The following is a 21,599-nucleotide window of genomic DNA, read 5'->3' as shown; positions in this document are numbered from 1 at the left end:
CGGTGCGAGCACTCGTCTACGACGCCATCTATGCCGGGCGCAGCCCGATCGGGGCGCGGGCGCCCTGGGACATCGGCCGCGCTCAGCCGGTTTTCACCGACCTCGCGGCGAGGCACCGGATCACCGGCGATGTTCTCGACGCGGGCTGCGGCACAGGGGAATTGGCGCTGCTGCTGGCCAGGCACGGCCATGCGGTCACCGGTGTCGACCTCTCCGCGGTCGCGATCGAGCAGGCCCGCGCCAAAGCCACCGAGGATGGGCTCCCGATCGAGTTCGTGGTCGGCGACGCGTTGACGCTGCCGGGCTATCGGGACCGCTTCGACACCGTCGTCGACTGCGGACTGTTCGATGTCTGCCCGCGACCGGCACAGGCCGCCTATGCCGCCGCGGTACATCGCGCCTGCCGGACCGGAGCCACCGTCTTCATGCTCGAACTCAGCGCCGCCGCAACGGGATCGGTGCTGGCCGGATTCGCGCAGCTGGGAGTCCCGCCGCGGGCGTTCGAGCAGCTGCCGCAGCTGGTGCCCGCCGATCTGGCCGCCGCCTTCGCGGACGGATGGCAGACGCTGACCCTGACGGAGTCGGCGATGACGGTGCGTCTCCCCGGCGCGGCCGAGGAGACGACCGTCCCCGCGATCTACGGCGAATTCCGCAAGAAATGACGACACTCAGCAGCTACGCTGCCGCGCGCTGGTGGCCAGCGGCCGGTCGCCCGGTGCCCGGCAAGGGGTCCGCCACCGGAGCCATCACGCCCGGCGTTGTCCTCGCCGCGGCTCTGGATCATGCCGGTGCGATGGGTGTGCCCGCCTTACGGGACACCGGATTCCATGATCGGGCCGCGGTGCTCAAGGAACTGGCCCGGGTGGTACGGGGACATACGGCGGAGTTCGCCGCGGAGGCGGTATCGCTGGGGGTACGCCCGGTCGACACCGCACTGGAGGTCCGTGCCGCGGCGGCCCTGCTCCGTCGTTACGGCGATCTGGGGCTGCGAGAGCTGCCGGCCGGGAACCGGATATCGCTGGGTGCGGCGGAATTCCCGGGCCGGACCGCTACGACGGCGGTCCGGCGGATGGCGGTGCCCGGAGCCGGTGCGGCCGTGCACCCACTCGATGATCAGCTGCCCATTCTGGCCTACCTGGACCGGTTCGCGGCCGCATTCCTGGCCGGCCGGCCGTGCCTGATCCTGCCACCGCCGCTGACCGCGCCACTGCTGACGCTGGTGACCGAGCGCGTGATCACCGCCGAGCTGCCGCCGGGTGCACTGCAATTCGTCTGCGGCGCAGACGATCTCGATGCCGTGCCGGCGCCGCACGAGGTAATCGCGCCGGCCGGCGTCCGGTCCGGCGCCGTCGCGGTGCTCGGTTCCGGCGCCGAACCGGGCACTCCCGCCTTCGAGCTGTTCGCCGACCATGTCGTGGACTCGATGACCCGATGGACCGGCCGCCCCGCGCACGCGGTGCGGCAGATCCTCGTACCGGCCGCGTTCGTGCCGCAGGTCGGTGCGGCGCTCACCGACCGGCTGGCCGCGGTCGTCGCCGGTGATCCCCGCGATCCGGATGTGACCATGGGCCCGCTGCCGGGCCCGGCGCACCGTGCCCTGGTGACGGCCCAGCTGACCGAATTGCTGCGCGACGCTCGGATCAGGTTCGCGGCGCCCGCCCTGGACACCGGCGACCATCTGCTCCCGGTACTGGCCGAAGCCGATCCGAACCGGCCTGCGCCGTGCGAGCTCGGCATCCGCGGTCCGGTGGCGGTGTTACTCGGCTACGGTTCGGCGGCGGAGCTGGCTGCCGCGCTGGCCCGGGGTCCCCGCCGCACCCGCTGCGCGATCGTCGCCCCGGATCCGGCGGCGGCACGTCGGCTGGCGGCGGCGGCCGCACCGTACGCGGAGGTCGTCGTCTTCCCGGACTCGGTCATCGCGTCCTTGGATCACAGCGATGCCGAATGCTTGGACCAGGTGCACAACCATATGCGTGTCACCACATTTCGCGCCGCGCCGTCGACCCTGGCGGGGGCGACCGGCACCTGGGTGCGTGGCGCTCCCCGCATCCCGTCGGAGCGGCACCCACTGCACATGTGGGCGGATGAATTGCGGCCCGGCGATTCGCTGTCGGCCGGGCCGCGCACGGTTACCCGGGCCGATATCGCGGAATTCGCCGAACTGACCGGGGACCACTATTACCTGCACACCGACGAGGACGCCGCCCGCCGGAATCCGATGTTCCGCGGCATCATTGCGCACGGCTATCTCGTATTGTCGCTGGCGGCAGGTCTTTTCACCACGACCGAGCCGGGACCGGTGCTGGCCAATTACGGTTTGGAGAATCTGCGTTTCCTCGGGCCGGTGCGGCCCGGGGACGAGCTGACCGTGCATCTGACCGCCATCCGGGTCACGCCCCGGCCGAATACCACCCACAGCGAGGTCCGCTGGGATGTGGAGGTGGAGAACCAGGAGCGGGTGACTGTGGCGCGCTACGACGTGCTGACCCTGATGGCACGGAAGCCCTGAGGTCGCCGGGTCACTGCAGGCCGAGCAGCTCCGGTCGCGTGGCGCGGGACCGCCACTGCTCGGCCGGATCGGCGACCAGGCGGCGCTGCTCGAGCTGTAGCAGGCCGCTGACGTGCACCACCTCGGCCGCCAGAGTGCCGTCGGGCAGCCGGAATTCGTGGATCACCCGATAGGTCTTGCCGGTGCCCCACTCCCATGCGCACGACACGTCGACCTGATCCCCGCCGACCAGTTCATGGTGGTAGCGGATGGTGGTCTCCAAGTTGACCGGTCCCAGCCCACCGCCCAGTAGTTCGTCCACCGAGACGCCGGCCGCGCGGACGCACGCGAACCGGGAGTGGTCCGAGAACTGCTGGTAGACCGAGCTGTTGAGATGCAATTGATGATCGGTCTCGTAGCTGCGGACCTCGAACCGGATGGTGAACGGCTCGGCGGTGGATTCCGTGCTCACCGGTTCGGTAACGGTGTTCTCGGCCATCTGACGCCTCCTGACGAATGGGTTGCGCGCGTAGCGGACAAGCGGAGTCCACCCTGGTCTCCAGCTATTCACTCAAGAATTCCGCGGGTGGGCCAGTGCATCCGTTGCTGAGTCGATCGGCATCGGTTGCGGTGCGGCGGGAACGATTGCGCAGTCCCGCCCGTCCCCGGGGCAAGCCGTTGACGCGAATTGCGAATTTTCGGAACCTGATCGCACTGGTTGACGGAAGGAGGCCGAGCACATGGTCGACGAGATGGCTGTGCTCGACAAGGTCCGGGAAATACTGATTCTGGTTCTGGACGTGGATGACACCGAGGTCGGATCGCATACCTCGTTCCAGGACGATCTGGAAATGAATTCACTGCAGAAAATCGAATTCATCGCCCGCGCGGAACGTTCGTTCGGCCGGACGCTGGAGCTGGGCGAGGTGGCCGGCGCTGACACCCTCGCCGATCTGATCCCACTGTTACGGAGAGCTGTATGAGCGGCGCCGCCAATCCGATCGAACTACTGATATCACGGCATGTCCGAGCCGGGCACGGCGATCGCATCGCGTGTGTCGACCACGAGCACGGGCCGGTGACGTACGCCGAATTGGAGAGCGCCGCGGCCGGTTACGCGACCGCGCTCGCGGCGGCCGGCGTCGCCCCGGGCAGCCGGGTGCTGGTCGTCTCCGACGATTCGGCGGCCATGGTCGCCACGATCCTGGGTCTGTGGTGGCACGGCTGTGTCCCGGTCCCGGTCAATCCGATTCTGCGCGACCGCGAGATCGCCGAGATCGCCTGCGGCGCCGGGGTGGTGGCGGCCCGGCTCGCGGTGGGCGCCGACCGCGCGCGCTCTCTCGCACAACTGGGCATACCCGAAGTACCCGCCCTCGACCTGCGGGACTCGCGGGCTCCGGCGACGGACCGCCCGGCGGAATTCGCTCCCGACGCGGAGCTGCTCGTGCAGTTCACCTCAGGCAGCACCGGTCACCCTCGCGGGGTGCGGCATGCGCTGTCCGGTATCCGCGCGGTACTCGACGGCTTCGGTAGTGTGCTGCGGCTGACCGCCGACGATGTGGTGATGTCCACGGCGAAGCTGTCTTTCGGGTACGGCTTCGGCAATTCGCTGCTGTTCCCCCTGGCGGCCGGCGCCACCTCGGTGCTGATGTCCGGCCTGCCGGACCCGTACACGGTGGCGGCGGCGCTGGACCGGTATCGGCCCACCGTGTTCTGTGCGGTGCCCCGCGCCTATGCGAGCCTGCTCGAACTCGCCACCGCCGGTAAGCCGGTGAACCTGTCCTCGGTCCGGCTGGCGGTGTCGGCGGGTGAGCATCACCCGGTCGATCTGGCGTGCCGATTGACCGAGACGTTCGGTCTCGCACTGATCAACGGCCTGGGTACGACCGAACTCCTGCACATCGTGGTCGCCACCGATCCAGCGGCAGCACCGAACGGTTCGCTGGGCCGGTCGGTGCCCGGTGCCCGGATCACCGTCCGCGACGATTCGGGTGCGGTCCTGCCCGACGGTATGCAGGGCAGACTGCATGTCGCCGGCGATTCGGTGGCGCTCGGCTATCTGGACCAGCGGCCCGCTGTCAGACCGACTTTCGCCGATGGCGGGGTGTACACCGGCGATGTCGGATACCGGGATGCCGCCGGTGAACTGCATTACCTGTGCCGCTCGGACGATCTGCTCAATTTGGGGGGCTTCAAGGTGTCGCCGCAGGAGATCGAAGCGGTCGTCCGCGCCGTACCGGGGGTCGCGGACTGCGCCGTGGTGGCCCGCACCGACGCCCACGGCCTGGAACAGGCTGTCGCGCACGTCGTCGCGGCGCCGGGGTGGCGGCCCGAGGCACTGAACAAGGCCATCCGGGTGATGTTCAAGCAGAGCCTGGCCCCGTACAAGCGCCCCTTCCGGATCGAGGTGCACGATGCCCTGCCGACGACCTCGGTCGGCAAACTGGCCCGTTTCCGGCTCCGCGGGGGCGGCGGTGCGAGGCCGGAAGACCCGGTGCTGCAGGGTGATTCGCCGGAGGGGCGGAAGGAATCGGCGTGAGCTGGGATATCGCCGCCATGAGCGCGGTCGGCGGCTTGGGTTCGACACCGTCCGAGATATATCGCGCGCTGTGCGCGGGTCGCACGGGCCTCGCACCGCTGCGGGCCTTCGAGGCAGCGAACTATCGGATGCGCCACGCTTACGAGATCGACGACCGTGCCGAACCCGGTCGTGACGAGCCGTTTCGCGCCACCCGATGGCTGGTGCGGGTGGTCGGCGACGCGTTGCGCGAGGCCGGTCTGCAGGACCGGGCCGCCGACATCCCGGTCCTTGTCGGAACGACATTGCGGGAGTTGCGATCCGGGGAGCTGTGGTGGCGCGACGGTGCTCCACTCACCCCCGCCGACCTGCACTTCGCGCGGGCGCTGCGGGAGCAGCTGGGAGTGCGCCGCACCGAGACGGTCGCGAGTGCCTGTGCGGCCGCCCTGTACACGCTCGGCCTGGCCACCGACCTGATCGAGTCGGGGATCACCGACACCGTCGTCGTGGCCGGCACCGACGCCATCGCCGAGAGTTCTTTCGGCGCACTCGATCGGGTGCAGTTCCCATCCCCTCGGGAGATCCGGCCGTTCGATGCGGACCGCCGCGGCATGGTGATGGGGGAGGGTGCGGTCGCGGTGGTCCTGCGCAAGCGCGGCGTGCACGCCGGCCGGGTGCACGGTGTCGTGCGCGGAGTCGAGATGAACTGTGACGCTTCGCATCCCACGGTGCCGGACCCGGTGTCGGTGGCCCGTGCGATCCGGCATGCGCACCGGCGCAGCGGGATACACGCGGCAGAGGTGGATTTCGTGATCGTGCACGGCAGCGGCACCCACCACAACGATCTCGCCGAAGCACGAGCCTTGCACGATGTGTTCGGCGGGGTGGCACCGGGACCGTGGATCACTTCGATCAAAGGCGGTACGGGCCATACTTGCGGCGGGTCCGGACTACTGAGCCTGATCACGGCCGTGCTGGCACTACAGTGCGGCGCGGTGCCGCCGATCCACGCGCTGACCCGGCCCATGCCGGAGGCGGCGGGGCTGCGGCTGGTCGGTGGCGCACCGGCGACCGGCACGCTGCGCACCGCGCAGATCAATGCCATCGGGCTCGGCGGCATCAATGCCGTCGCGGTCGTGGAGGCGGCATGACCACCGCGGTGATCACCGGAACAGGCTGGGCCGTCACAGGACTCGCCGGAGTCACCGATCTGCTGAGGCCGGGCTCGGAGGCCGGTCCGGTGTTCGACCTGGAGCGGGATGTCACCGGGCGTGGGTTACGGCACAAGGATCGGGCCTCGCGCCTGGCGCTGGGCGCCGCCGAGCGGGCACTGCGGGCGGCGGGCCTGCTCGGCGCCGATCTGGGCGCCGCCGCGGTCGTGGTGAGCAGCAATTTCGGCAATCTGGATACGGTCTGCGACTTCGTGGACACCATTGCCGCGGAAACGGTCACCGAGATCAGCCCGATCCGGGTGCCGCACATGTCGAGCAATGTCACCGCCTGCTGGGTGGCTCTCGAGCACGGTCTCAGCGGCCCCAATCTCACGCTCTGCAGCGGCATTCCGAGCGGCCTCGACGCGCTCGCCTGGGCCCGCACCCTCATTGTCGCGGGGCGCGCGGACGTGGCGCTGGTCATCGGGGTCGAACCCGATACCGCGCCGGTGGCACGGCTGCACCGCGAGACCGGTGCCGACAGGTGGCTCGACGGGGCGGTGGCACTGGTGGTCGAGGCCGGCGATCATGCCCGCGCCCGGGGCGCGACCGCGCATGCCGAGATCCGCGGGTACGGTCGCACGCTCGATCCGGAATCGGCGGAGCGGGCCGCGCTGCTCGAGTCGAGCGCCGAGCCGAATGCCGAGTCCCGCACCGGGATCGGTCTGTGGCTCGGCGCCGGACCGGCTGCCGGGTATCCGCGGACGCTGGATCTCAGCGCGCGACTGGGTCGTTGCTCCGGTGCACTCGGCGTGCTGCAGTGCGCGGTGGGGGCCGAATATCTCGCCGGACAACCGGCGGGCGACCCCGGTGTGCTCGCGGTCGCCGGCGGCCCCGACACCGAAGGCGAGGGCGGCGCCGCCGCCGCGATGGTGCTGGAGAAGCCATGTGAAGGAAAGGATTCCGGCCATGACCCGGATTGCTGAAACGAACCGGGTGGTGGTGACCGGACTCGGCTCGATCTCCTGCCTCGGCGGTGGGCAGGCCGAATACTGGCGGGGGCTGGTCGCCGGCGGCGGGGCGCCCCGCGAGGTGCCGCTGCCACATCTGAACATGCGGACCACCCGGATGTACCTGACGCCGGACGCCGCCGTGCCGGCCGGGCCGCACCGGCTGGGGACGGTGCCGCTGGGCCGTGGACCGCGCATGGCCGTCGCCGCGGCTCGCGAGGCGCTGGCCGACGCCGGCATCGCGGCCGCAGAGTGCGCGGATCTGCCGGTGATCATGGGCGTCGAGATGGGCAATGCCGATGTCCACGAGGCCACCCGGGGCCCGGGCGGTGCCGGTGGAATCGGCTGGAGCGCACTGACTCTCACGTCCTCCGCGGTCGGAGCGGCGATCGGGTCGCGCGCGGAGAACGTCAGTGTCGGCAATGCCTGCTCGGCCGGCGGCTACGCACTCACCATCGCGCTGGACATGATTCGCGGTGGGGAGACCGAGCGGGTCCTGGTCGGTGGTGGCGAGGGCGTCACCCGGGTCGGTATGGCGGGCTTCGATCGCCTGGGTGCGGCGGATCCGTTGCGCTGCAGGCCCTTCGACAAGCAGCGGGCGGGCACCATGTTCGGCGACGGTGCGGCGGTGGTGGTGCTGGAGTCGGCCGCCTCCGCTCGCCGCCGCGGCGTACGCCCGTACGCCGAATTGGCCGGGGCGGCATGGAGTTGCGACGCCTACCATCCGACCGCGCCCGATCCGGAGGGCCGGCAGGCGGTACGGGCGATGACCGAGGCGCTGTCGGCGGCCGGGCTGGCCGCCGACGAGATCGCCTGCGTCATCCCGCACGGCACCGGCACACCCGTGAACGACGTGGTGGAGAGCCGGGCGCTGCGCCGAGTGTTCGGTGCGCGCACCGACCGCCTGCCGCTGCTCTCGCTGAAGGCGATGATCGGCCACACCGCGGGGGCGGCCGGCGTATTCGGTTGTCTCACAGCGGCTCTGATCCTGCGGAACGCCACCGTACCCGCCAATGTGCCCGTCGACCAGGACCCGGACTGCGAGGTCTGGCTGCCGAGCGCGGGCCCGGTGCCCCTGACCGGCGACTCGATACTGGTGAACACGTATGCCTTCGGTGGCAACAACACCTCGTTCGTACTTCGCGAGGCGGGACGGCGATGACCACCGCGCACCCCACCGCCGCAACGCTCGCCGTGACCGCGCTGGGCATCGTCGCCCCCGGCGTGGACGGCCCGGCCGCCGCGCTGCGGCCCGAAAGCACGGCCGAGGACTGGTTCGATCTCGCCACTGCCCTCCCGGGCCGGGGTTACAAGAAAGTGCCCGCGGCCGGCCAGTATCTGCTGGCCGCCGCGCGGGCCGCCCTCGCCGCCGATGACACGGCGGTGACCACCGCCGGTCCCGAACGCACCGGAGTCGTGGTCGGCACCAACAATGCGGGCGCCGGCGTGCTGGAATCCATGGACCGCACCATCATCGACGCCGGCGCGGAGGAGTTGTCCCCGGCGCGCGCACCGTTCATGGCGATGAGCCTGTTCGCCAGCCGGTTGTCGACGGAACACCGGATCAACGGATTCAACCTGACCACGAACTCACCGGCCACCGCCGGCCTCGACGCGCTCGGCGTCGCGGCGCGGGCGCTGGTCACCGGCCGGGCGTCGGTGCTCCTGGTCGGCGCTGTCGAGGCGCCACCGCCGCAGGATCGGTTCACCGGCCCGGCCGATCGCGGTGCGGCCGTGCTGATCTGCGAGTCCAGCACCTCGGCCGCGGCCCGCGGCGCACGAGTGTACGGCTACTGCGCGGCCCGCTCGGCCTTCCTCGACCCGGTCGCGCCCGACGCCGCACCGGCGCTCGAACGGTTGCTGTGTGACGCCTCGGCAGTGGCCGGGCCGGATGCCCGTCCGGACGTCGCCGAGTGGGGTGATGCGGTGGTGGACGCGGTCCTCGACAACTCCCCGGTCGGGATGGCGGTCGCGGAATGGCTGGCCGCGCATGTGCCGCCCGGCCTGCTGACCGTCACCCGCACCGTCCCCGACGCCGGCTGCCTCACCCCGATCCGGCTGCTCGTGGGCCACCTCGCGACCACTTCTCGACCCGATACCGCGGCCGAGTCACGATCCGCGATGACTGTCGCGCCCCGGCGGCTGATCCTCACCGCCTCCCCGCACGGCAACCTCGCCGCGGTCACGCTCACCGGCGGATCCGGCTCGCACGATGGGAATTGACGAATGCTGATACCGCTCGAGGGATCGTGGGCGCTGATCTTCGGCGTCTCCAGCGGAATGGGCCGCGCGGCAGCACGCGCACTCGCCGCCGCGGGCTGCCACATCGTGGGTGTGCATTTCGATCTGGCCGCGGGCCAGGAGCAGGCCGACGAACTGGCCGTCGAGTTGCGCACCGCCGGGGTACAGGCGCATCTGTTCAACCGCAATCTCACCGATCCGCAAGCGCGCGCGGATATTCCGGCCTTGCTGCGGGATCTGACCGGGTCGGCGGGGGTGCGCGTGGTGCTGCATTCGGTCGCTTTCGGCAGCTTGCTGCCGTTCGTGCCGGCTGTCGGCGATGCGGGCCGCGGCAAGGCGATCACGCTGACGCAGCAGGCCATGACCTCCGAGGTGATGGCGCACAGCCTCGTGTACTGGACGCAGGATCTGCTCGCGGCGGGCCTGCTCGGAACCGGTTCGAAAATCTACGCGATGACGAGTTCCGGTGGTACGCGGGTGCTGGCGAACTACGGCGCCGTCTCGGCCGCGAAGGCGGCCCTGGAGGCGCATTGCCGGCAACTGGCGGCGGAGCTGGCGCCACGCGGTATCGCGGTCAACGCGATTCGGGCGGGAATCACCGATACCCCTGCCCTGCGCAAGATTCCGGGCAGTGATCAGGTGCTGCGACGGTGCGCCGGGATCAACCCGCACGGCCGGCTGACCACGGCCGAGGACGTCGCGGAGGCGATTGTCGCACTGTCGCTGTCGAATTCGTCGTGGATCACCGGCAATGTGATCGGCGTCGACGGCGGTGAGGCGCTCGTCGCCTGATCCGAAAACCCTTGTCCAGAAATAATTGTCGAAAGGAATACCGATCATGTCGAACAGTGGAACCGCCGTGCTGGACCGTGAGGAGCTGCGGGCCCTCGTCGCCGATGAACTCGAGCTGGACGTCGAGGAGGTCACCGATACCGCCGAATTCGCCGCCGATCTCGGCGTCGATTCGCTCTCGGCGATGGAGGTGATCGTGGTGCTGCAGAAGAAGTACCGGGTGAAGTTCAGCGAGGACGAACTGCCCGAGGTGACCAGTCTCGGCGCCCTTTACGAGCTGATCTCCGGGAAACTGCGCGCGGTGTTGCGATGACCGCGCCGAGCATCGATACCGGTGTGCGGCCGGTGGCGGTGGTCAGCGGCGGCTCGCGGGGTATCGGCCGCGCGACTGTCGAGCGCCTCGCCGCCGACGGATTCGATATCGCCTTCTGCTACCGCGATCGGCCCGACGCCGCCGCGGAGGCGGTCGCCGCCGCGGAACGAGCGGGGGCCCGGGTGCTGGCACACAAGGCCGATATCGCGGAGCCGGGCGAAGCGCGCGGCCTGATCGAGGCCGCCGAGGCCGAGCTCGGGGAGGTGGCCGCCGTGGTCGCCTGCGCGGGCATCGTGCGCGACCGGCCGCTGGCCCGCATGACGGACACGGAGTGGACGGACGTGCTGCACACCAATCTGGACGGCACCTATCAGCTGTGCCGGGCGGCGGCCATGTCGCTCATGCGGCACGGCGAGGCCGCGATCGTCACCATGTCCTCGGTCGCCGGAATCCACGGCAACGCGACACAGGCCAACTATGCCGCCTCCAAGGCCGGCATCATCGGCCTCACGCTGTCGCTGGCCCGGGAACTGGGCCGTTTCGGGGTCCGTGCGAACGTGGTGGCTCCCGGTTTGATCAGCACCGATATGAGTGCGGCAGTGACCGGGAAGGCGCGCGCGGGGCTGCTGGAACGCATCACCCTGCGCCGCGCCGGCGAGCCGGGGGAGGTCGCGGATCTGGTGTCGTTCCTGGTGTCGGACCGCGCCCGCTACATCACCGGACAGGTGATCGGTATCGATGGGGGGCTGGTGCTCTGATGGTCGGCGTATTTTCCTCCACCACGGCCAGGTCGGCCGTCACCGCGATCGCCGGGACGGCCCTGGCGCCGTTGGCCGGTGTCCGGATGTCGTATCTGGTCTGTCATCCGCCCCGGCTGGGCCGGCCGGCCCGGTTGTCGGAGCTGCCGGAGCCTGTCGATCTGACGATCAGCGTGCCCGGACAGTCGGGCACGTTGCACGGCTGGTTGTTTCCCGGTGATCCGCATCGCGTTGTCGCCATCGGGCATTCGATCGGCGCCGACAAGTCGTTCAGCGTTTCGTATGCGCGGTATCTGGTCGAGGCCGGCTACACGGTGCTGCTGTTCGACTTCCGCAATCACGGTCGCAGTTTCGACGATCGGAGCGTGACCGGATTCAGCCGCCGCTTCGCCGATGATCTGATTGCGGCCGTCGCGCACGTGCGCGCCATGCCGGCGTACGCCGACAGCCGATGGGCGTTGTACGGACTGTCGATGTCGTCGTTCGCGGCGGTGCACGCGCTGTCGGGCCTGTCGCGAGTCGAGGCAGTGGTATGCGACAGTGGACCTGCCGCCGACCCGGGAGCAGCGGTCCGGAATCTGTTGCGGCAGGGCATGTTTCCGCTGCCCGACCTGTTGCGTGGGCGGCCGGCCGCCGATGTGTTCGCCGCGGTCTTCGGACCGCTGACCGCGATCGGCATGAGCCGGCCGCGACCGTGGCCCCCCGCGCCGGACGGTCCGGTGGCGGCGACGCCGATGCTGTTCCTCGTGGGCGAGGACGACGAGGTCGTCGCTCCCGACGAGGTCGCGGCGCTGGCCGCGCCCTTCCCGCGGGCCCAGGTGGCGCGGATCCCGGGGGCGGGTCACTTGAAGGCCATGAAGGTGGACCCGGCCGGATACCAGGCGCGGGTGCTGGGATTCCTGGCGGACACTCTCGGTGTCCCGGAAACGGTGAGCTAGTGCGCCTGGGATTGAATCTGCGCTATCTCGGTGGTCGTGGCCGCCCGGATCACGAGCGCCGCGCGGCGCTGGGCCGGGCGGCCGAACAGTTCGGCTACGCGGTGCTGTGGACTGCCGAGCAGACCGGTTCGGATGCGGCGACCCTGCTGGCCTGGCTGGCCGCGCAGACCAGCACGATCGAGCTGGGCACTGCGGCCTTGCAGATGCCGGCCCGCACTCCGGCGATGACCGCGATGACGGCGGCCACATTGGATGCGCTGTCGGGCGGTCGTTTCCGGCTCGGGCTGGGTCTGTCGGGTCCGCAGGTCGCCGAGGGCTGGCACGGGCAGTCCTTCGCGGATCCGCTGCTCCGCACCCGCGAGTACGTGGCGGTGGTTCGTGCGGCGCTGCGTTCGAGCGGCACCCCGTTGTCGTACGAGGGGAAGTATCACCGGCTGCCGATTCCGGGCGGTTCGGGGAAACCGTTGACGCTGGGTATGCGGCCGGTACGTGCGCAGGTGCCGATCTATCTGGCCGCCGTCGGCCCGCGCAATCTGGAGTTGGCAGGGGAGATCGCGGACGGCTGGCTGGGGGTGCTGTTCGAACCGGAATCGGCGGCGCCGGCCCTGGCTCGGCTGCGCGCCGGGCGCGGCGGTGATCTGACCGGGTTCGACGTGGCGGTGAGCCTGCCCGTCGTGACGGGCGACGATCCGGCCGCATGCCGTGATGCGGCGCGCGTCTACACAGCGCAGCTGGTGGGCGGTATGGGCAGCCGCACCCATAACTTCTACAACCGGCTGGCCGTGCGCATGGGTTACGGCCCGGCCGTGGCCGAGGTGCAGGAGCACTATCTCGCCGGGCGGTTGCGCTCGGCGGTGGCCGCGGTTCCGGACCGGCTGGTGGATCGCACGGCGCTGCTGGGCGGAACGGACCGGATCGCCGATCGGTTGCCCGCCTTCGCCGAGGCGGGGGTGACGACGTTGTCGGTGATCCCGCTCGGGCGTCACGTCGACGCCGGGCTCGCGGCCCTGCGGGCGGTGGCCGACGCTCTGGACAAGTCCGGTCTGGGCGGGCGCGGGAGCGTGGCATGTACGACGTGATCGTGGCGGGCGCTCGGTGTGCGGGTGCGCCGGCGGCAATGTTGTTCGCGCGCCTGGGTTTTCGGGTGCTGTTGCTCGAGCGCGGGCGGCTCTCCTCCGATACGTTGTCGACCCTCTACATTCATCAACCGGGTGTGGCGTTGCTCGATCGGTGGGGTCTGCGGGAGCGGCTGGCCGCGACCGGCTGCCCGCCGATCACCTCCGCGGTGCACCAGGTCGGCGAGGTCCGGCTGGCGGGCTGGGGCGCACCGGTGGCGGGCGTGGGCGTCGCCTACGCACCGCGCCGGACCGTGCTCGACCCGCTGCTGGCCGCCGCCGCGGTGGCGGCCGGCGCCGAGTACCGCCAGGGCTGTGCGGTAACCGGTTTGCTCACCGAGAACGGACGGGTCACGGGAGTGCGGTTCGGGCCGGACGGAACGGTGGCGCGGGCGCGCCTGGTGATCGGCGCGGACGGCATGCGCTCGACGACCGCGACGCTGGCCGGTGCGCCGATCACGCTGGAACGGCCGCGAATGACCTGTGTCTACTACGGATTCTGGCGCGGGGTCCCGGCGGCCGGTTTCGAGGCCTACGGGGCGCCGCGGCGGTGGGTGGGCTGTGCGCCGACCCATGCCGGGCACACCCTGATCGGCGCTTACTTTCCCCAGGAGGAATTTCCGCTCATCCGTGGCCGGGCGGGGCAGGCGTATCTGGAAGCGATCGCCGCCACCGCACCCGGGCTGCATCGCCGGATGGCCTCCGGCCGGCTCGAGGGCCGGCTCTACGGCCATGGCGCACAACGTAATTTCTTCCGGCAGCCGGGCGGACCCGGCTGGGTCCTGCTGGGCGACGCTGCCCACCACAAGGATTCGATCAGCGCCGACGGCATCACCGACGCCTTCCGCCAGGCGCAGCTGCTGGCCGACATCCTCGGCCCCCTGGGCCCGGACGGGCTCGCGGATCCGGCGTCGCTGGACGCCGCGGTGCACACCTATGCGGCCGCGCAGCAGGCGCTGTTGTTGCCGCGTTTTCGTGTGACCATGACCAATGCCGGACTCGCGCCGCAACGTCGCCTCGGCGCGCTGGCCATGATTGCCGGCGATCCCGTGCTCACCGAGCGTTTCTTCACCGGTGTCTCCGGTGCCGACCGCCCTCTCGGAATCGCCGCCGATCCCCGACGTCCCCGCGACAACGACGTCCTCGCGACAACAGGGAAGGAAGTGTCCTCGTGACCGCCCTCGATTTCGGCATAGTGTTTCCGGGCCAGGGAACCAAACATGAGCTGATGGAACAGGCACTGCTGCTACATCGCGCTCACCCGCTGGTACAACAGTTGTTCGCGACCTTCGGCGCGCTGGAGGTGGATGATCTGGACCTGCACGACACCGCGGTGTCGCAGCCGGTGACCTATGTCCTCGGTATTGCGGCCGTGGAGTCGAAGCTGGGTTCGGAGGTGCGGCTGCCGCTGGTGTTCGGGCACAGCCTGGGCGAGCTGACGGCGGCCGTCTGCGCCGGAATCATCGATGTGCACAGTGGCTTTCAGCTCGCGCTCAAACGCGGGCGACTGTGCCGTGACCGTGGCGTGCACACGCCGGGCGCGATGGTGGCGGTGGCGGCGGCAGGACTCGACGAGATCGAGTGGGTGCGCCGGCGCGCGCTGGCCAGCACGCCCGGGGTGCTCGAGATCGCCGGCATCAACAGCGGGCGTCAGGCCGTGCTGTCCGGTGATGCGGCGGTGGTGGCCAAGGCGGTGGAGCTGGCCGAGGAGGAGTGCCTGCGTACGGAACTGCTGCCGATCAGTGGCGCCTTCCACAGTCCGCGCATGATCGCGGTGCTGCCGATGTGGCGGCGCGCGGTGGCGGCGGTGGAGTTCCGGGCCGGGCATTCACCGTTCCTGTCCACGATCGACGCCCGCTCCCACACCGATCCGGAGGAGGTCCGGGAACTGCTGATCCGCGCGCTGCTGATGCCGGTGCGCTGGCGCGAAACCTTGCAGGCGGCACGCGAATTCGAGTTCACCGCCCTACTGGATGCCGGGCCCGGCCAGACGCTGGTCAAGCTGGCCCGGCGGGATCCAATCGTGCCGATCGAGGCGCTGGAGGACTATCGTCCGGCCGGCTGAACGATCCGGTCGGGTGCACGATCACGAACGGGACCAGGTCTGCCAGCGGCATGGAGAATCCCTGGTCGAATTCCGCGCGGTATACCGGTTCGGGTAGTTCGCGGCGGCACGCCGTTTCGGCGTGGTCGTGGATGGCCTGCCAGTCCCGGGAACCGCCGAACCAGGAGGTGCCCATGGCATCCCAGCATCGGCGGGCGGCGCCCAGCGCACGGGCGGCGTCGTGGTGATCACCGAGGTCCACCAGTGACCGGGCCAATTGTTCGAAGGCGGCCGCCAGGCCGACCATATCGCGGAACCGATGTTTGATGAGCAGTGTGTCGAGGGCGAGTGACAGTGCCTGGTCCAGATTCCCCAATTCGTAGGTGGCACAGGACAGGGCGTAGAGCCCGTAGGAACGAATCCACTCGTCGTCGGCGGCGGCGCACAGTTGCAGCGCCTGTCGCAGGTATTCGATCGCGGTGTGCGGATCGCCGGACAGGGTGTGCGCCATCGCCAATTGAATGCCGCACAGGGTCGACATACTCGGGTCGCCGCCGTATTCGCGGTAGCGGTCGAAGGCCCGCTTCAGAATGGTTCTGCCGCTGTCGACTTCGTTGCCGATGAGGTCTCCGGACCCGCCGACGTGCATGGCATGGGTCAGGGTGCGCTCGTCGCCGAGCCGGGTGGCGAGCCGTCGGACCTCGTCCAGTTTCGTGCGTGCCTGGGTGCCGTCACCCTTGAGGAAATCGATTCGCGCACTGACCCATAGCGCCGCGGCGCGGGCGGGGGTCTGCTCCTCGGGCGCGCTCAGCGCGATGTTCAGCCAGTGCTGTCCTTCGGCCGCGTAGTCACAGCCGGCCCACAGCAGATGGAGCCCGGCGGCCAGCTGCTGCATGGCTTCGGTCTGGCCCGGGTTGCCGGTGCAGTGATCGAAAGCGGCGCGGAGGTTGGCCAATTCCACCCGGAACCTGTTCAGCCGATCGAGCTGGCCCGGACCGAACCAGGCCCGTTGGCCGGCTTCGACGAGTTGCAGGTAGTAATCGCGGTGCCGGTCCAGTATCCGCATATCGTCGCCGTACCTGCGCAGGTGTTCGCGGCCGTACTCGCTGACGCTCTCCAGCATGCGGAAGCGGACCCCGACCGGGTGGGTTTCCCGGGCGAAAACGGATTTCTCCACGAGATTGGCCATGAGCACGGTGAAATCGGTGGAGTCCAGAGTGTCGTCGCGACAGACGTACTCCGCCGCGGTGAGGTCGAAGGTACCGCGGAACACCGAGAGCCGTGCCCACAGGATCTGCTCGGCGGGCGAGCACAACTCGAAACTCCAGTCGATGGTGGCGCGCAGCGTGTGGTGCCGTTTGGGTGCGCTGCGATGTCCGGAGGCCAGGGCTTGGAAGCGGTCGTTGAGCCGTTGCAGGAGATCGTCGAGGGACAGCACCCGCAGTTGGACCGCGGCCAACTCGATGGCGAGTGGAATACCTTCCAGCCGCCGGCAGATCTGGACGGCGAGTTCGCGGTCGCGCAGTCCCGGGCTTTCCAGTCCACTCACCGTGGATGCGGCGCGATCCCAGAAGAGGTCGACCGCGGGATTGTCCTCGATATCGGGTGGGCAGGCGAGCGGCGCTACCGCGAGTATGTGCTCGCCCTGCAGAGTCAGCGCCTGGCGGCTGGTCACGAGAATTCGAAGTTGCGGGAGACTGCGCAGCAGATTGTCGACCAGATCGGCGCAGGCGTCGACCATTTTCTCGCAATTATCGAGGATGAGCAGCGCATCCGCGCCGGCGAGCCGGCCCAGGAGTTGTCCCATCAAGGTCGGCGCGGTTCGATCGCGGATGTCGAGTATTTCCAGGAGTTGATGGAGGAGCAGATCCGGCTGGTCCAGCAGGGACAGGTCCAGATACCAGATTCCGCCCGGGAACATTCCCGGGATCCTGCGGGCGGCCTCGATGGCCAGGCGGCTCTTCCCGGCGCCGCCGACTCCGGTGAGCGTCACCAGCCGGAAGGATTCCAGGAGCGCGGCCAGGGTCGACAGTTCGGACTGCCGCCCGATGAAACTCGTCGGGGGTGCGGGCACGATATTGCCGGGCTGTCCGGGTTGCGGGGCCGGCCCGTTCACCGCGAGTGGCATGGACTCTTCGGTCCGGATCGCCGGCAGCATGTCGTCGGGCCCGACGAAGTCACCGTTGAGGATCGAGGTCTGCAGGCGTTGCAGATCGTGGCCGGGTTCGATACCCAGTTCTTCGCTCAGTATCGATCGTGCGCGCTGATAGGCGGAGAGTGCTTCGGCGCGGCGTCCGGAGGCAGCCAGTGTGGTGATCAGCAGACCCCAGAAGCGTTCCTGGAAAGGGAAGTCCGCGACGAATTGCTCCAATTCGCTTGCCAGGGCCTCGTGTTCGCCGAGTAGTATCTTGGCCTGGAATTTCGTTTCCAGCATTCCGGTTCGAATTTCTGTCAGGCGAGCGGATTCGGCCCGAGACCATTCGCTGGGCCGGCAGTCGGCCAGGGGATCGCCTCGCCACATTTCCAATCCGCCGGCGATCGCGGTGATGGCGGCCGCGGGGTCTCCCATCGTGAGGATGTCCCGCGCAGATCGGGCGGTGTCCTCGAATATGCGGATATCGGAGTCGATGTCGTCGGGTAGTGCGTACCAGATTCCGTCGGTGGTCACGAGTCCGCCGAATCCTGCTGCAGTCAGTTGTGCGCGTAGCCGGGTCAGGTGGCTGCGCAGGGTGTTCGCCGCGGTGCGGGGTGGGCTGTCGTCCCAGAGCGCGCGGATCATCGCCTGCCGAGTGATCGGCTCGCCGGGGTGAATTCCCAAGCGCGCCAACAATGTTCGAGGCACGGTACCCTGCAGGCCGATCGGTCCGTGTGGACCGTCGATCTGGACGGAACCGAGCAATCTGATGACGCGACGTCTCCCGGCCCCATTTTTCGAAGCATCGTCACTCACTTGTCCCACCCCGGTCTGCCCCCCCTGGAGCTATGCGCAGCTTCGGATCTCGGACTCATATTGGCCCATGATAGGAACTGTACCGGTTCGGGCAAGCCCACGCTTTTGGGGATTGTGGGGCCCGGGATGGCGTAATTATTTCTGCGGAACGCGCTTCATTGCAACGATCAGCGCTTCATTGCCGCACTCCAAAGAAGTGACTGATGCGCTTTGGGTATCACCGATTCGGCCAGTATTGTCCGGAAAGTCGGCGGAATTGTGTCGACTGTGCAGACTATTGGTCTTTGACACAAGCGACTATTAGGTTTGTATTATTACATCGGGTCTCGGCGAGCACGGTCCTGCCGCCCGTCGCCGGGTAGCGCAGGACCTGCGGTTCGCAGGTCTCCGAGCACCGTTGAGCCGGGTGAGCCGCGCCACCCGGGGGGACGGGGAATATCGCCGCGACGGGGGCGGCTATCCTTTACTGGTCATGAAGTCGGCTTTCCCGGGTCCGGTCGGTGCCCAGACGGTCTACCTCGATCACGCGGCCACGACACCCATGTTCCCGGTCGCCGTCGAGGCGATGTGTGCTGGCCTGGGGCAGGCGGGGAATGCGTCGTCACTGCACGGGTCGGGGCGGGCGGCGCGGCGGTTGCTCGAGGAGGCTCGGGAGTCGATCGCGGCGGGGCTGGGGGCGCGGCCTTCGGAGGTTATTTTCACCTCCGGGGGGACCGAGAGCGACAATCTGGCCGTCAAAGGCATTTTCTGGGCGCGGCGGGATGCCGATCCGCGGCGCGATCGGATTCTGGTGAGCGCGGTCGAGCATCATGCGGTGCTGGACACCGTGGAATGGCTGGAGCGGCACGAGGGCGCGCAGGTCACCTGGCTGGAAGTCGATGCCGACGGCCTGGTCTCGCCGCGCACGCTGCGTGAGGCGCTGGCCGCGCACGCCGCGGACACCGCGCTGGTGAGTGTCATGTGGGCCAATAACGAGGTCGGCACGATTCAGCCGATAGCGGAATTGGCGGCCGTGGCGCAGGAATTCGAGGTGCCTATGCACTCCGATGCGGTGCAGGCGGCGGCGCAGTTGCCTATCGATTTCGCCCGGAGTGGTTTGGCCGCCGCGAGTTTCGCCGGCCACAAGGTGGGCGGACCGCACGGTGTCGGCGTGCTGTTGCTGGGCCGGCAGGTGGGTGCGGTGCCGCTGCTGCACGGCGGCGGGCACGAGCGGGATCTGCGTTCGGGTACCTCGGATGTGCCCGCGGCGGTCGGCCTGGCCGCGGCGGTGCGCGAGACGGTGGCCGGATTGGATTCGCGCACACTGGAATTGGAGAAACTGCGGGACCGTCTCATCGACGGTGTGCGGGCCGCGGTGCCCGACGCGATTCTCAACGGCGCGTTCGGTGAGCGGCGGCTGCCGGGCAATGCGCATTTCACCTTCCCCGGCTGTGAGGGCGATTCGCTGCTCATGCTGCTGGATGCCGCCGGAATCGAATGCTCGACCGGATCGGCGTGCAATGCCGGTGTCGCCGGACCCTCCCATGTGCTGCTGGCCATGGGTGTGGAACCGGCGCTGGCGCGCGGGTCGCTCCGATTCTCATTGGGACACACCTCGACCGACGCCGATATCGATGCCCTGCTGGCCGTGCTGCCGCAGGTGGTGGAGCGGGCGAAGGCGGCCGGACTGGCCGGCGCGAAAGGAGGCTTCTAGATGCGTGTACTTGCTGCGATGAGTGGTGGCGTGGATTCTGCGGTGGCGGCCGCCCGCGCCGTGGACGCCGGACACGAGGTGGTCGGCGTGCACTTGGCGCTGTCCGCCTCGCCGGGCACCCTGCGCACCGGATCGCGCGGTTGTTGTTCGAAGGAGGACGCCGGTGATGCCCGGCGGGCCGCCGACGTGCTCGGGATCCCGTTCTATGTGTGGGATTTCGCCGACCGCTTCAAGGAAGACGTGATCGACGACTTCGTCGCCGCCTATGCGGCGGGGGAGACGCCGAACCCGTGCCTGCGCTGCAACGAGAAGATCAAGTTCTCGGCGCTGGCGGATCGCGCCGTCGCCCTGGGGTTCGACGCGGTGGTCACCGGCCATTACGCGCGGCTCGAGGACGGCGTGCTGCGCCGCGCGGTGGACGCCGACAAGGATCAGTCCTATGTGCTCGCGGTGCTGACGCCGGAGCAGTTGCGGCGGGCCATGTTCCCGGTCGGTGACACGCCGAAGCCGCAGATCCGCGAGGAGGCCGCCGAGCGTGGCCTGGCGGTGGCGAACAAGCCGGACAGTCACGACATCTGCTTCATTCCCTCCGGTGATACCCAGGCGTTCCTGGGCGCGAAGATCGGTATCCGCCCGGGCGCGGTGCTCGATGCGGACGGCAGCAAGCTCGGCGATCACACCGGCGTGCACGGTTTCACCATCGGTCAGCGCAAGGGGCTGGGCCTGCCGGGTCCGGCCGCCGACGGCAAGCCGCGCTATGTCACCGATATCGATCCCGAATCCGGTGTCGTACGCGTGGGTTCCGCCAAGGATCTCGAGGTGTGGACGGTGCTCGCCGATCGCGCCATCTGGACTTCCGGCGTGGTTCCGGACGGTCCGGTCGAATGCATCGCGCAGGTGCGCGCGCACGGCGGCACCGCGGCCGCGGTCGCGGAGGCCGTCGGTGACGGACTGGTGGTGCGGCTACGGGAACCGCTCAGCGGTGTGGCCCGCGGTCAGGCCGTGGTGCTGTACCGCCCGGACGAGGCGGGTGACGAGGTTCTCGGCAGCGGCACTATTTCCGGGACCGAACGCGAAACTCACTCGTACGCGAACGAATCGGTGGAATCCGCCCGGTGAGCATCCGCCGGCCGCCACGCGACAACGGTCGCCGCTACACGACGCCGACCACCTGGAATCGACCCGGACAGATCCTCCCCACCGTGGTGCGGAGGCGGCCCGGCGCCGCTCCACGCCGCGGCATCGGATCGTATCGGTCGTGCGGTAGCGAAGCCGCGTCGATTGCCGCTGCGGCGCAGGAGAATCGGGAGATCGCCTCGACCTTCGGGTCGCTGCGCGGGACCGGTGTCCTGGCGCGCGTGGTCGCCCGCCGGGTCGCGCGGGCCGAAGAACTGGTGCGCGAGTTGGGGATTCGCGTGCTGCGCAGCGTCGGGATCGGCGGCGGTGCGGCGGAACCCGCGCCCGCGAACGAACCTCGGCCGTCCCTGCCCCGGCCGCCGCACGCCTGCCGGCCGGTGGAGCCGGTGCGGGGACCGGTGGGGGACCGGGGAATCCGCAGTGTCGAATGAATTCGGTATCGAGTGAATGC

Annotated in this window: 20 protein-coding genes; 18 read left to right on the top strand and 2 right to left on the bottom strand. The window is 69.4% G+C overall.

Features of this window, described 5'->3' with window-relative positions:
* Window positions 1-2 precede the first annotated feature (2 nt).
* Together ACIP5Y_RS04675 and ACIP5Y_RS04670 are read left to right on the top strand one after the other, a co-directional pair.
* Window positions 3-662, top strand: a complete 660-nt coding sequence (locus ACIP5Y_RS04675; protein ID WP_400347563.1) for a class I SAM-dependent methyltransferase — start codon at window positions 3-5, stop codon at window positions 660-662.
* A complete protein-coding gene (locus ACIP5Y_RS04670; RefSeq protein WP_400347562.1) occupies window positions 659-2,509 on the top strand; it encodes an aldehyde dehydrogenase family protein in 1,851 nt (616 codons plus the stop codon). The genes ACIP5Y_RS04675 and ACIP5Y_RS04670 overlap by 4 nt, the downstream gene beginning before the upstream one ends.
* Window positions 2,510-2,519: 10 nt before the next feature.
* Here ACIP5Y_RS04670 and ACIP5Y_RS04665 read toward each other — a convergent pair whose 3' ends face one another.
* Entirely contained in the window at window positions 2,520-2,987 is a 468-nt protein-coding gene (locus tag ACIP5Y_RS04665; RefSeq protein WP_400347560.1) for an acyl-CoA thioesterase, read from the bottom strand.
* Between the two features lie 241 nt (window positions 2,988-3,228).
* Here ACIP5Y_RS04665 and ACIP5Y_RS04660 point away from each other — a divergent pair, with 241 nt between their 5' ends.
* Genes ACIP5Y_RS04660 through ACIP5Y_RS04600 form a run of 13 tightly spaced genes read left to right on the top strand, consistent with a single transcriptional unit; the run spans window position 3,229 to window position 15,389 of the window.
* On the top strand, window positions 3,229-3,471 hold the full coding sequence (locus ACIP5Y_RS04660; RefSeq protein ID WP_400347558.1) for an acyl carrier protein: 243 nt from the start codon (window positions 3,229-3,231) through the stop codon (window positions 3,469-3,471).
* Window positions 3,468-5,027, top strand: a complete 1,560-nt coding sequence (locus ACIP5Y_RS04655; protein ID WP_400347557.1) for an AMP-binding protein — start codon at window positions 3,468-3,470, stop codon at window positions 5,025-5,027. Before ACIP5Y_RS04660 ends, ACIP5Y_RS04655 begins: the two co-directional genes overlap by 4 nt.
* A complete protein-coding gene (locus ACIP5Y_RS04650) occupies window positions 5,024-6,157 on the top strand; it encodes a beta-ketoacyl synthase N-terminal-like domain-containing protein (protein ID WP_400347556.1) in 1,134 nt (377 codons plus the stop codon). The genes ACIP5Y_RS04655 and ACIP5Y_RS04650 overlap by 4 nt, the downstream gene beginning before the upstream one ends.
* Window positions 6,154-7,143, top strand: a complete 990-nt coding sequence (locus ACIP5Y_RS04645; RefSeq protein WP_400347555.1) for a beta-ketoacyl synthase N-terminal-like domain-containing protein — start codon at window positions 6,154-6,156, stop codon at window positions 7,141-7,143. The genes ACIP5Y_RS04650 and ACIP5Y_RS04645 overlap by 4 nt, the downstream gene beginning before the upstream one ends.
* Window positions 7,127-8,329 (top strand): beta-ketoacyl synthase N-terminal-like domain-containing protein, encoded by a 1,203-nt coding sequence (locus ACIP5Y_RS04640; protein WP_400347554.1) that lies wholly within the window; start codon window positions 7,127-7,129, stop codon window positions 8,327-8,329. The genes ACIP5Y_RS04645 and ACIP5Y_RS04640 overlap by 17 nt, the downstream gene beginning before the upstream one ends.
* Entirely contained in the window at window positions 8,326-9,390 is a 1,065-nt protein-coding gene (locus ACIP5Y_RS04635; RefSeq protein ID WP_400347552.1) for a beta-ketoacyl synthase N-terminal-like domain-containing protein, read from the top strand. Before ACIP5Y_RS04640 ends, ACIP5Y_RS04635 begins: the two co-directional genes overlap by 4 nt.
* Window positions 9,391-9,393: 3 nt before the next feature.
* The gene (locus tag ACIP5Y_RS04630) at window positions 9,394-10,200 is read left to right on the top strand and encodes an SDR family oxidoreductase (RefSeq protein ID WP_400347550.1); all 807 of its coding nucleotides are present in this window, start codon (window positions 9,394-9,396) and stop codon (window positions 10,198-10,200) included.
* A 46-nt stretch (window positions 10,201-10,246) separates the two neighbouring features.
* Complete coding sequence (locus ACIP5Y_RS04625) at window positions 10,247-10,513, top strand: acyl carrier protein (protein WP_400347548.1); 267 nt, start codon at window positions 10,247-10,249, stop codon at window positions 10,511-10,513.
* Complete coding sequence (fabG, locus tag ACIP5Y_RS04620) at window positions 10,510-11,271, top strand: 3-oxoacyl-ACP reductase FabG (RefSeq protein ID WP_400347546.1); 762 nt, start codon at window positions 10,510-10,512, stop codon at window positions 11,269-11,271. The genes ACIP5Y_RS04625 and fabG overlap by 4 nt, the downstream gene beginning before the upstream one ends.
* On the top strand, window positions 11,271-12,209 hold the full coding sequence (locus tag ACIP5Y_RS04615; protein WP_400347544.1) for an alpha/beta hydrolase: 939 nt from the start codon (window positions 11,271-11,273) through the stop codon (window positions 12,207-12,209). The genes fabG and ACIP5Y_RS04615 overlap by 1 nt, the downstream gene beginning before the upstream one ends.
* Window positions 12,209-13,288, top strand: coding sequence for an LLM class F420-dependent oxidoreductase (locus ACIP5Y_RS04610; RefSeq protein WP_400347542.1), 1,080 nt, complete (start codon window positions 12,209-12,211; stop codon window positions 13,286-13,288). Before ACIP5Y_RS04615 ends, ACIP5Y_RS04610 begins: the two co-directional genes overlap by 1 nt.
* Window positions 13,276-14,499 (top strand): FAD-dependent oxidoreductase, encoded by a 1,224-nt coding sequence (locus ACIP5Y_RS04605; protein ID WP_400347540.1) that lies wholly within the window; start codon window positions 13,276-13,278, stop codon window positions 14,497-14,499. Before ACIP5Y_RS04610 ends, ACIP5Y_RS04605 begins: the two co-directional genes overlap by 13 nt.
* Window positions 14,496-15,389, top strand: a complete 894-nt coding sequence (locus tag ACIP5Y_RS04600) for an ACP S-malonyltransferase (protein WP_400347539.1) — start codon at window positions 14,496-14,498, stop codon at window positions 15,387-15,389. The genes ACIP5Y_RS04605 and ACIP5Y_RS04600 overlap by 4 nt, the downstream gene beginning before the upstream one ends.
* On the opposite strand, the gene ACIP5Y_RS04595 is transcribed toward ACIP5Y_RS04600, so the two are convergent.
* Window positions 15,322-18,210 (bottom strand): BTAD domain-containing putative transcriptional regulator, encoded by a 2,889-nt coding sequence (locus ACIP5Y_RS04595; RefSeq protein WP_400347537.1) that lies wholly within the window; start codon window positions 18,208-18,210, stop codon window positions 15,322-15,324. The two genes, ACIP5Y_RS04600 and ACIP5Y_RS04595, sit on opposite strands and share 68 nt — an antisense overlap.
* A 580-nt stretch (window positions 18,211-18,790) precedes the next feature.
* Here ACIP5Y_RS04595 and ACIP5Y_RS04590 point away from each other — a divergent pair.
* From ACIP5Y_RS04590 to ACIP5Y_RS04580, 3 genes are read left to right on the top strand one after another with little or no spacing between them, the layout of a single operon-like run.
* A complete protein-coding gene (locus ACIP5Y_RS04590; RefSeq protein ID WP_400347536.1) occupies window positions 18,791-20,011 on the top strand; it encodes a cysteine desulfurase family protein in 1,221 nt (406 codons plus the stop codon).
* Entirely contained in the window at window positions 20,012-21,130 is a 1,119-nt protein-coding gene (mnmA, locus tag ACIP5Y_RS04585; protein WP_397003003.1) for a tRNA 2-thiouridine(34) synthase MnmA, read from the top strand.
* Entirely contained in the window at window positions 21,127-21,579 is a 453-nt protein-coding gene (locus ACIP5Y_RS04580; protein WP_400347534.1) for a hypothetical protein, read from the top strand. Before mnmA ends, ACIP5Y_RS04580 begins: the two co-directional genes overlap by 4 nt.
* Window positions 21,580-21,599 lie beyond the last annotated feature (20 nt).

This window comes from Nocardia sp. NPDC088792 (genome assembly GCF_044750615.1).
Lineage (GTDB): Bacteria > Actinomycetota > Actinomycetes > Mycobacteriales > Mycobacteriaceae > Nocardia.
This window is presented reverse-complemented; position numbering and strand designations above follow the sequence as displayed.